Here is an 11,492-nt window from a genome sequence, read left to right on the forward strand (position 1 = left end):
TAAGCAAAAGGGCATATTCATTGAACATGCCCCTTAAGATGAAGTGATTAATTTGATGTTTTTTTATCTATATATAAATTAGCCATCGCAACGTATTGTTGCACACTGATTTGCTCAGGTCGTAGGGTTGAATCTATATTGAGTAGGGCAAAGTCTTCATCATTGAGCATGCCCTTTAAATTGTTGCGCAAGGTTTTACGGCGCATATGAAATGCTGTGGTGCATAAATGACGCATTACAGTTACGTCTTTGCATGGCCAAGGTTTTTGCTCATAAGGCAATAAACGTACCACGGCAGAGTCTACTTTTGGCGCCGGAGTAAAGCAGTGCGGAGGCACCTCTAAAACAGGTACGACTTGACAAAAATATTGCGCCATAACGGTGAGACGTCCATAAGCTTTGCAACCTGGGCTGGCCGATAAACGTAATACTACTTCTTTTTGGAGCATAAAGTGCATGGTTTCAATATATTCTGCAAACTCAAATAAATGAAACATTAAAGGCGTTGAAATGTTGTAAGGTAGATTACCAAACACTTTCATTTTTTTGCCTTCTTGTCTAAGCAGATTAAAGTCAAACTGTAATGCATCACCCTGGTGAATAGTCAGTTTATCTTTTAATATCGGATGTGTTTTTAAACGCTCAACTAAATCGCGATCAAGCTCAACGACTGTGAGGTTATCTATGGTGTCGGCAACGGGTTCGGTCAGTGCACCTAAACCAGGTCCAATTTCGACCATAATGTGGTCATTGTCAGGGGAAATAGCACCAACAATGCTACTTATCACACCTTCATCAGTTAAGAAATTTTGTCCGAATCTTTTTCTGGCTGTATGGCCCAAATGTACTTTATTACTCATTAGATTAATTTCTTACTCTTATCAATCATTTCAATGGCTTTATTTAATGCGCAAAATAAACTGCCACTATCTGCTTGTCCTGTACCGGCAAGATCTAACGCTGTGCCGTGATCTACAGAGGTTCTAATATACGGTAAACCTAGTGTGATATTGACTGATTTGCCAAAACCTATAGATTTGAGCACGGGTAAACCTTGATCGTGGTACATAGCTAAAACAACATCAGCTTGTTCTAAATATTTAGGTTGGAATAGTGTGTCAGCTGGAAGCGGGCCGACTATGTCCATACCTTGCTCACGTAGCTCATTTAAGGCTGGTATGATGGTATCAATTTCTTCACGACCTAAATGACCATCTTCGCCAGCGTGTGGATTTAAGCCACACACAAATATCTTAGGTGAACCTAAGCCAAATTTACTCACAAGCTCACGGTGTAAAATACCGATAATGTGGTGCAACCTGTCACGAGTAATAGCTTTTGCAACATAAGCGAGTGGAATATGGGTTGTCATTAAAGCAACCTGTAACCCGGGGGTTGCTAACATCATTACTACATCTGGGCAATTTGCCTGTAATGCAAAGTATTCGGTGTGACCACTGAATGAAATGCCCGCTTGATTAATGATGCCTTTATGGACTGGCCCTGTGACAACAGCGTCAAATTCTTTTGACATGTTCTTTTCACCGGCAGATTTAAGCGTTTCAACAACGTAGCAGCTGTTAGCTTCATTCAATACGCCGCATTCAACGGGCTCTGCCAGCTTAAATGGCAGAATAGTTAATGTGCCAGCTTGCTGTGCTTTAGCCGGTAATCTTGAGTCATACGGTTTTAGCTGTAATGGCAAGTTAAGTAATTTGGCTCTATCTAATAATAATTGTGGATCAGCACAAACAACTAGCTCAGCAGGCCAATCCTGCTGAGCTAGTTTGATGACGATGTCAGGGCCGATACTCGCCGGCTCACCCGGCGTTATCGCGATACGTTTGATCATTGTGAGTTATTAGCCTCGTATATTTTCAGGCTCGAATACTTCGATGTATGCGTCACTTCGCATTTCATCTAACCAGTTTTGTAATTCCTCGTTAAATTTACGACGGAAAATTAATTGGTGTGCTCGATTACTATTAAACTTATCTGTTGCATCTGTTTTTCTACGATCCTCTAGCTGAACAATGTGCCAGCCGTGAGTGGTTCGAAAAGGTTCACTGATTTCACCAGGCTTTAAGCTTTTGAGCGTTTGGGAGAATTCAGGAACATATAAACTTGGTTCGGCCCAGCCTAATTCGCCACCTTTTGCGCCTGAACCTGGATCTTCAGAATATTGGCGAGCTAATTTATCAAAATCTGCATCGCCACTGCGTATGTCTTTTAAGAAGTTCACTAACATAGCTTGAGCACGGTCTTCAGACAAAATTGGTGACGGTTTCAATAAAATATGACGTGACTTAACTTCATCGATTTCTTGAGTTTGTAACCCACGAGTATCCATGACCTTAATGATATGAAAACCTGACCCTGATTTTATCGGCCCTAAAATATCGCCTTTTTTAGCGTCAACAACAACTTCTGCAAACAAGGTTGGCATTTCATTGATGTTCATGAACTCCCATATGCCGCCTTCAAGGGCTTTGGGGCCGGATGAAGAAGCTATCGCTGTACTACGGAAATCATCACCTTCATTAAGGCGTTTTAATACAATATCTGCTCTGCGACTTGATAATTCCAGTTGCTCGCTGGTCGGGTCGTTTGGGATCTCAATTAAGATATGACCAATTTGAAATTCAACATCTTTCAAACCCTGTTCTTCAATCAGTTTAACTAGGCTGTTAATTTCTTGAGGAGACACTTGAATACGACGCTGTACCTGAATACGTTGAATCTCACCTAAAGTGATCTCTTCGCGAAGTTGTTCACGGTATTGGCTAAAGCTCATACCTTCGGACTCAAGTTGTTGTTGCATTTGGTTTTCAGTGATTTTTTGTTCTTTAGCGATATTTTCAATTGTTTGATCTAATTGAAGATCGCCAATAGATAAACCAATACGTTCAGCTGTTTGCAGTTGTAAACGCGTTAAAATTAAGCGATCAATAATTTGAGTGCGTAAAGCTTCATCAGAAGGCAGCGTTTGATTAGATGCTTTTGCGTTTGCAGAAACAGTCGTAATCATGTTGCTAATTTCGCTTTCCAAAATAATACCGTCATTTAATTGAACGGCTACGCTGTCTAACGTTTGCGGAGCTGATAAAGCTGATTGGCTTATTGTCAGTGCAAATAACGCAAAAAAAAGTTTCTTACTGTGTTTCATCCAATAAATCCTTGGCACTTTTATTCTGGTATTTGGGGGGTTGGACCCAAATCTATTGTTATCATTTTTGTTAGTTAATCTTAATTAACTTAACATAGGACTACAGTTTTTAGTCTTGGTTCAGCAATTTATCATAAGCTATCATAAAAGCGGCTTAATTCCTTAAGTAAAGTGGCTTACGGTAGTTAAATAAACCTTCATTTAGCATATCTTCAACTCCAAGTGGGCCTGACCCGCCTAAGCCTTTAATGACAAAGTTGAGGTAAATACCTTTATCAAATTCTTCACGCCCGTCGATACTTTGTGATAAATCGTCATCATAGTTTGTTTTGATGCGGTAATGGTAACTTAAGCGTAAAGCCCAGCAACATGACTCATATTGTACTCCTGTGTAGGTTTCAACACTGCGAGATTCATTTAAGTCATAATACCAATTACCGACAAAATATAAGTCATCGCTAATCGGCCAAGATGTTCTGAGGCCAGCTTGAGAAATACTGACTCGGTCATTGGTGTTGGTATTAAGAAGATCTGGTACGTAACGATAGCTAAATTGCAGTAATTTGTCGTTACTAGGACGAAAATCTAAAGTGACTTCATTTTTTTTATTCTTACCATTCTCGGTATCATGTTGAACAGAACCGCTAATAAACCAATCTTTATATAACTGTGCATCGAGTTCTGCGGCCAGAATTGAGGTTGACTCAGTTTCTTGTAAGCGCTGGTTCTCACTTAATACTTTCGATTCGTCAAAATAGAGTGTTTGCCCCAGACTAAATTTAAACTTTTCGAAATTTAGCTCATCAAAGAAACGAGTAGTGAAACCTAAAGTCAGTTGATTCGCATCAGCAATGCGGTCTAAGCCTGAATAACGTCTATCCCGGAATAAACCAAAATAATCTTCCTGAAGTTGAGCCGTGTCGTAAATGCCAATGTTTGTTTGGTCTTCATAACCCACATACAGGTATTGAAACTGTGGCTCTAATGTTTGTTTTGATAGACTATCAAACATCGTTGTCGGACGCTCAAAATTTATTTGGCCCAACACTCGAACTTGAGGAATTGTACGGCTTACTGATTCGTCATAGTCAGTATCGAGATCGATAAGTTGCTGCCAATATTGGGTCTGCATAAGCTTAACTTCACTGGTTAAACTTCCAGCTGGCCCCTGAATGGGTAAGGTTAAACTGGGCACCATATGTAAGCGTGTCGCCGTTGAGTATCCATCTTGTTGATGACGAAAGTTAGTCAGTTCTGAGTTGAATTTAAAGTCAATACTATTGAAAAAATCGGTTTGACGATAATTGAAATTTAATTGGGGCATAACTTGGTAGGGTAACTCGTCCTCGCCCAGTACTTTGATGTCTTGTACTCGCATGTTGAAGTCCCAATTTTGCTCAAAATAGCTGGCTTCACCAATACGCGACAATTGATTATCTGTTGAGCGGTTAACATCGGAATTTAAGTCATTGAAATAGTTGTTATCAGATACATCGGTATAATTTGCTCTGACCCGCCAATTGTCGTTAAGGGCGCCTTGATGACTCCAATGATATAAATAGCGATCAGGGTTGTTAAATAGTTTGCGATCACTGCCTAAATATTCAACATTCATCTGACCATTTTGTTGTTCGCCAGCAAGATAACGGAACTCTGTTTTAGTAAAAATGCCGCGTGAAGACATGATATCTGGCGTAAAGGATAAGTCATACTCTGGTGCAATATTCCAATAATATGGCACGCTAAATTGTAGGCCATTAGTGGTACTTGTACTGAATGCTGGAAATAAAAATCCTGATTTTCGTTTATCTGATACCGGAATCGTCATGTAAGGGATATATAAAACAGGCACGTCAGCAATACGCAGTTTGGCATTCCATATTTCACCCCACTCCTCTTCGCTGTCAATTTTAATCATGTCAGCTTCAAGTAACCAAGACTCATCACCTGGTGGGCAAGTGGTAAAGTTAGTGCCAGATAAAATTAAGTTATTGTCAGAGGTTATCTGTAACCGTTTAGCGTCCCCATGAATTTGTTGACCATTAAGCCAATATTCAGCACCTTCTAAATTGGCGCTGCTGCTGCTCATTTGTGCTTGCAGTGAATCAGCAGTAATGGTGAATTGCTCATCTTTAAAAATGAGATTGCCATTAGCATTTAGTTGTTGTTTGCGCTGATCTAAAATAGCTTCGTCAGCTGCGATATGCCTTGTGCCCTGACTAAAACTAACATCTCCGCGAAAGTGGGCTTTGTTTTCAAAAGAGGCCGACGAGTCGTCTGAAATAATCACAATGTCGGTATCTTTAATGCCAGATAGCTTTTCACGATCGCTAAACGAGCGAGAGACAGGGGGCTCGACTATACAAAGTTGAGGGAGTTCCTCTTCTACATTGGGTGCCTGAGCAAACACGTATTGAGGTAATAGGCATAAGGCCAGAAGATATCGGATCTGCATTATAGTCAAATAATTATGAATTCTTGTTCTGGAAAGTTTGGATTAATAAAGAAGTTAGCAGCTAACAAAAACAATCCATTCTTTAGCTGTTTCCAAATGTTATGCTGGCTATAATAAAGCAATTTTTGTTGAAGAGCCATTGAGATGAGTCAAACAGATTTAAGATTTTCCTTATTATCCTCTTGGTTAAATCAGTATTTTGGTCAAGAAGTAAACGTTTCGCTAATTTGTGGTGATGCTAGCTTTAGACGTTACTTTAAGCTGACGGTCAAAAACAACCATTATATTGTCTCAGATTCGCCTGTGACTCTAGTGCCTATTGTGCCATTTATTGCGATAGCAAAGGCATATCATCAAGCCGGCGTATTAGTACCTGAAGTTGTACATTACTGTCTAGAACAAGGTTTTGTTTTGCAAATAAATGTCGGTGATGAGCAGTTACTATCCATTTTGAAAAACGATAATGTTGCTGGTTACTATCAACAGGCGCTGGACTTACTCGTGCCTATTACAGGTGTTACTCAATACCAGAATACAGAAGGTGAAAGCCAATCATTACCTTTTTACGATAGTGCCTTTGTTGAAAAAGAATTAACTATTTTCACCGAATGGTTGATTGGCGCTCATCTTCAGTATGATTTGTCACAAGTAGAATCTACCATGTTAAATGACTGTTTTCAGCAGTTGATAGTTAATGTAGAAGCTCAGCCTAAAATGGGTATGCATCGTGATTTTCACAGCCGTAATTTGCTTATGAATCATGATATACCCGGTCTAGAGCGCCTTGCTGTGATTGATTTTCAAGATGCTGTAATTGGGCCGATAACCTATGATGCCGTATCGCTGCTACGTGATTGTTATGTCAGATGGCCAGAGAATATAGTGAATTCATTGATGCGTTATCATTATCAATTGCTAATGAAACATGAATTAATTGATCACAATGCCGATTTTTCTGTTTATCAACAATGGTTCGATTTGATGGGGCTACAGCGTCATATTAAAGCTGCGGGTATTTTTGCGCGATTAAAATTAAGAGATGGAAAAGCAGGTTATATGGCAGATATTCCTTTAACCTTACAATATATAGTCGATATTGCGGTGCGTTATCCTTCGCTGAAGTTCTTAAGCCAATGGGTTGAAGAGGTGGTGTTACCAAAGGTGCTCGCAAAGAATGCCACTTTAGGAGGAGGTCTCTAAATGAAGGCGATGATATTAGCGGCAGGGCGTGGTGAAAGATTAAGACCACTAACAGATTTAATGCCTAAACCTTTGGTTAAAGTTAATGGTAAACCTTTAATAGAATATCACTTAGAGAAGCTTGCTGAGTTGGGTATTACTGACGTCATAATTAATCATGCCTGGCTTGGACACATGCTTGTTGAATCATTAGGTAATGGTGAACGTTGGGGGTTATCGATTCATTATAGCGCTGAAGCCGAGGCGTTAGAAACTGCAGGCGGGATAAAAAATGCTTTACCTTTGTTAGGTTCAGAACCTTTTTTATTACTGAATGGCGATATTTTTATAGATGCATTACCAGATATAGAAGCTGCATTATCTGTGGTTAACCATCGAAAGGCTGATGCTTATATTTGGTTGGTTGATAATCCAACACATCACTCTCAAGGGGATTTTTGCCTTATTTCTTCGTTAAGTTCTGTGGGTAAGAGCGATCTGGAGCATGCGCTAGTAGTTCTTGATGGTAATACGCGATTCACTTATAGCGGAATGGGCGTGTATCATCCTAAAATGTTTACTGAGCTAGCAAACGGATCACAACCACTCGGTCCGTTACTTAGGCAATCTATTGCACAAGCACAAATTTATGGTCACTGTTTGACACAATATTGGTGTGATGTTGGCACTATTGCTAGATTAGATGCGTTAAATGCACGAGTAATGTCATTATCTTAAGTTTGGATAACAAATTTTTATAAAATATAACGGAACAGTCAATGCGAATTTGGGGCAAGGTTTTTGGGTTTATCATTGGGTTTATGTTTGGCAGAATTGCTGGCGGCATAATGGGCCTTTTTTTAGGACACCTTTACGACAAGCGTAAACGTTTATCTGGCCTCATCCAGCAAGCGGGTGAGCGACAAGCGACTTTTTTTAATGCGACCTTTGCTGTTATGGGGCATGTTGCCAAAGCATCTGGCCATGTCACCGAAGCTGATATTCGCGTAGCGACATTATTAATGGATAAAATGCAGCTTACGGGCCAGCCGCGTGCTGATGCTCAGGCTGCATTTCGTTCGGGTCGCCAAGCCAATTTTGATTTATTTCAAACCTTAGCCGATTTTAAACGAGTCACACAAAGCCGGCATGAACTGCTACAAATGTTTTTAGAAATTCAAATTCAAACGGCTCTGTCAGATGGCGAACTACAAACTAAAGAACAGCAAGTGCTTGCTGTAATAGCGGAGCAGTTAGGATTGTCTGCAGTGCTAAAAGATTTGCTTGCTCGCTGGCAAGCAGAATTTCAACATCATCAATCAGGCCAAGGCAGTAAAATGCCACTTAGCGATGCTTATCTTGTACTAGGTATTGCCGAGTCTGAAACGGATCCGCAAATTAAACGCGCTTATCGGAAACTAATGAATGAACATCATCCTGATAAGTTGGTTGCCAAAGGGCTGCCGGAAGAGATGATGATGATAGCCAAAGCTAAAGCTCAAGATATTCAAGCCGCTTATGAAACGATAAAAACCTCTAGAGGTATGCGTTAATTGATTATTTAAGCGGTTATATTAATGGATAAAATGTAAACAGGAGTTGGGCAAAATATGAAGCTAGTAAGATTAGCACTTATGGCCGTTTTTACATTGACGATTCCAATTAGTCATGCTGAGATATTTGTAGCCCCTTTTGGTGGTTACAGTTTTGGCAGTAATGGGCTAGAAGTCTCAGTTAATGATGCCCAGACTAATCTACCAGAGTTAAACATCACTGAAAGTGGCAATATAGGTATTATGTTAGGTGTAACGACCAATGATCCCGGCAATATGTACTTGTTATATAGCCGTCAGGAGACGGATTTACGTCAAGGCTCATTATCATCAGATAAGTTAACTGAACTAGAGGTTAATTATTTCCATCTTGGCGGAACATTATATTTTCCAAATGGAAACTTGAAACCTTATGTAACAGCCAGTGCAGGTTTAACCCAACTGCGTCCAAGCAAAGAGTATTCAAGTGAAACTCATTTCTCTATGGGTATTGGTGGTGGTGTTGCCTATGAGGTTACTCAAAATGTTAGCCTGTTTGCTGATGTTCGCGGTTACGCCACTTTCTTGAATTCAGATGGTGGATTGTTTTGTAATCAAACTCGCTGTGTATGGCAGATAACGGGTGATTTAATGTGGCAAAGCCAAGTTAACCTTGGTCTTGAGATTGCTTTTTAATTTAAGGACTAAAGGCTAATAGATAATGAAAATAGTTGTGCTAGATGGATTTACATTAAATCCAGGTGATTTAAGTTGGCATGAATTGGCGCAACTAACACCCTGCAAAGTGTATGAGCATAGCTTAATTGATGATGTGGTTATTCGTTGTCAGGGTGCAGAAATCATTTTAACTAACAAAACCCCAATAACAGCGGATATTTTAAAACAGCTTCCTGATATTAAATATATTGGTGTATTAGCCACTGGTACCAATGTGATTGACCTTATCTACGCCAAGCAAAGGGGCATAATAGTCACCAATGTTCCGGCGTATGGCCCTGACGCGGTAGCGCAAATGGTGTTTGCCCATATTTTGCATCATACACAACAAGTCGCCTTGCATGATAAAGCGGTAAAGCAAGGCCTGTGGGCTGGACAGCGTGATTTTTGTTTCACTTTATCTCCATTAATGTCGCTAAAAGGCAAAGTGCTCGGGTTAATTGGTTTTGGTGACATTGCTCAGCATGTGGCACAAATTGCGTTGGCTTTCGGGATGAAGGTATTAATTCATACCCCTAGAGCTAAAGTTGCACTTGCCCAAGGTATAGAGTGGTGCGAGTTAGCTGATCTATTACCTAAAGTTCAATTTTTATCACTTCATTGCCCCCTAACTGATGCAACACAACATATGATCAATGCATTCTCTTTAACTAAATTATCTAGCAAAGTATTAATAATAAACACTGCTAGGGGGGATTTGGTCAATGAACAAGATTTAGCTGACTGGCTTAATCAAGATAAAGGCTTTGCGGCGGTAGATGTACTGTCGAGCGAGCCTCCCCAAATAGATAATCCATTACTCAGCGCTAAAAATATCACAATAACTCCTCATATAGCCTGGGCAACGAAAGAAGCTAGGCAAAACTTGATGGATATTGCGGTGAATAATTGCCGACAATTCATACTAGGCAAACCAACTAATGTGGTTTAGTCGCATATTTATGTCCCTTTAATTGCATGGCCAGAGTTGCTCTGACTTGATAAGAGGGGTTATAAGATGAGTATGAAGTATGACCTCGCATGAGCGGCATAAAAAAACGCCATATTAATATTTAATATGGCGAAGGTAGATGTCAGTTACATCGCTTAATTTAGATAATCACTAAAGTAACACTTTAATTTCTGCAGCGGCCTTTTTCGCCTTTTCGATGGCATTTTCAATACTGGTATCTTTGGCCAAGGCGACACCTAGACGACGACGTCCATCAATATCGGGTTTACCGAATAATCTAAGCTGAGTGTCGGGTAAGGCTAAAGCTTTCCCCATACCTTGATATCGAATGTTGTCCGATTTCCCTTCCGCTAGAATGACCGCTGAGGCAGCTGGACCAAACTGCTCAATTTTACCGATAGGTAAGCCTAAAATAGCCCTCACATGTAATGCAAATTCGGATAAATCTTGGCTGATTAATGTCACTAGGCCTGTATCATGTGGGCGAGGGGAAACCTCTGAGAAATAAACTTCGTCGCCTTTAATGAATAATTCAACCCCAAAGAGTCCATATCCGCCCAACGCTTTAACCGTTTTCATTGCCACAATTTGAGCTTGTTCTAGGACATGGTCTGGCATGGCTTGAGGCTGCCATGATTCACGGTAATCACCATCTTCTTGTCTATGTCCGATAGGTGCGCAAAAATGAATGCCATCAATTGCGCTAATAGTAAGTAAGGTAATCTCGTAATCAAAGGGAATAAAGCCTTCGATGATCACTCGTCCTTGACCTGCACGCCCACCTTGCTGAGCATAATCCCAAGCCGCCTGAATATCGTCAGTAGACTTAATTACACTTTGGCCTTTACCTGATGAGCTCATCACAGGTTTGATCACACACGGGAAGCCAATTTGTGCTATTGCCTGGTTCAGTTCAATTAACGTGTCGCAAAAGAAATATGCTGAAGTCGGCAAGCCTAATGTTTCGGCTGCTAATCGACGAATGCCCTCTCTGTCCATGGTTAACTTTGCCGCTTGCGCGCAAGGCACTACGTTTAATCCCTTGGCTTCTAAAGCCAATAACATATCTGTTGCAATCGCTTCAATTTCAGGGATAACAATATCTGGTTTTTCTAATTCAATGACAGCAGATAAAGCAGCCCCATCTAGCATGTTAATCACATGGCTACGATGGGCTATTTGCATAGCTGGAGCGTTAGGGTATCTATCGACACCTATCACTTCAATACCAAATCGCTGCAATTCAATGGCGACTTCTTTACCCAACTCACCGCAACCAAGCAACATGGCCTTTACGGCATCAGTACAACCTGGCGTGCCTAATATCTCTAATGACGAAGTACTCATATTTACCCTTGTTCAGTGTTTTGTTATTAGAACAGTTTACCTACTTTGGAGACCGTTTTGCTATTGTTTACCGTAAATTATGGGGTATTACGTTAGATTTACTTATTTAGCTTTATCTTAACA

The 11,492-nt window shown here is 40.3% G+C and carries 10 protein-coding genes; 5 read left to right on the forward strand and 5 right to left on the reverse strand.

Annotated features, from left to right (window positions below):
• Positions 1-47 precede the first annotated feature (47 nt).
• From rsmA to lptD, 4 genes are all read right to left on the reverse strand, one after another.
• Positions 48-860 (reverse strand): 16S rRNA (adenine(1518)-N(6)/adenine(1519)-N(6))-dimethyltransferase RsmA, encoded by an 813-nt coding sequence (rsmA, locus tag FJ709_RS04510; protein ID WP_226413836.1) that lies wholly within the window; start codon positions 858-860, stop codon positions 48-50.
• Positions 860-1,852, reverse strand: coding sequence for a 4-hydroxythreonine-4-phosphate dehydrogenase PdxA (pdxA, locus tag FJ709_RS04515; RefSeq protein ID WP_226413838.1), 993 nt, complete (start codon positions 1,850-1,852; stop codon positions 860-862). The genes rsmA and pdxA overlap by 1 nt, the downstream gene beginning before the upstream one ends.
• 9 nt (positions 1,853-1,861) lie before the next feature.
• Positions 1,862-3,166 carry a peptidylprolyl isomerase SurA gene (gene surA / locus FJ709_RS04520; RefSeq protein WP_226413840.1) on the reverse strand — a complete coding sequence of 435 codons (1,305 nt, stop codon included), beginning with the start codon at positions 3,164-3,166 and terminating at the stop codon, positions 1,862-1,864.
• Between the two features lie 154 nt (positions 3,167-3,320).
• On the reverse strand, positions 3,321-5,621 hold the full coding sequence (gene lptD / locus FJ709_RS04525; RefSeq protein ID WP_226413842.1) for an LPS assembly protein LptD: 2,301 nt from the start codon (positions 5,619-5,621) through the stop codon (positions 3,321-3,323).
• 144 nt (positions 5,622-5,765) lie between these two features.
• On the opposite strand from lptD, the gene FJ709_RS04530 reads away from it, so the two are divergent.
• The 5 genes from FJ709_RS04530 to FJ709_RS04550 are packed head-to-tail and all read left to right on the forward strand — an operon-like array spanning position 5,766 to position 10,001.
• Positions 5,766-6,821: an aminoglycoside phosphotransferase family protein gene (locus tag FJ709_RS04530; RefSeq protein WP_226413844.1), complete on the forward strand. Its 1,056-nt coding sequence runs from the start codon at positions 5,766-5,768 to the stop codon at positions 6,819-6,821.
• Positions 6,822-7,538, forward strand: a complete 717-nt coding sequence (gene murU, locus FJ709_RS04535) for an N-acetylmuramate alpha-1-phosphate uridylyltransferase MurU (protein ID WP_226413846.1) — start codon at positions 6,822-6,824, stop codon at positions 7,536-7,538. It begins immediately after the preceding gene.
• Between the two features lie 41 nt (positions 7,539-7,579).
• The gene (djlA, locus tag FJ709_RS04540) at positions 7,580-8,353 is read left to right on the forward strand and encodes a co-chaperone DjlA (protein ID WP_226413848.1); all 774 of its coding nucleotides are present in this window, start codon (positions 7,580-7,582) and stop codon (positions 8,351-8,353) included.
• Between the two features lie 57 nt (positions 8,354-8,410).
• Entirely contained in the window at positions 8,411-9,028 is a 618-nt protein-coding gene (locus FJ709_RS04545; RefSeq protein WP_226413850.1) for an outer membrane beta-barrel protein, read from the forward strand.
• Positions 9,029-9,053: 25 nt separating this feature from the next.
• A complete protein-coding gene (locus FJ709_RS04550) occupies positions 9,054-10,001 on the forward strand; it encodes a D-2-hydroxyacid dehydrogenase (protein ID WP_226413852.1) in 948 nt (315 codons plus the stop codon).
• 171 nt (positions 10,002-10,172) lie between these two features.
• On the opposite strand, the gene purT is transcribed toward FJ709_RS04550, so the two are convergent.
• Positions 10,173-11,348: a formate-dependent phosphoribosylglycinamide formyltransferase gene (gene purT, locus FJ709_RS04555; RefSeq protein ID WP_226415849.1), complete on the reverse strand. Its 1,176-nt coding sequence runs from the start codon at positions 11,346-11,348 to the stop codon at positions 10,173-10,175.
• Between the last annotated feature and the right edge of the window lie 144 nt (positions 11,349-11,492).

The organism is Shewanella glacialimarina, assembly GCF_020511155.1.
GTDB lineage: Bacteria > Pseudomonadota > Gammaproteobacteria > Enterobacterales > Shewanellaceae > Shewanella > Shewanella glacialimarina.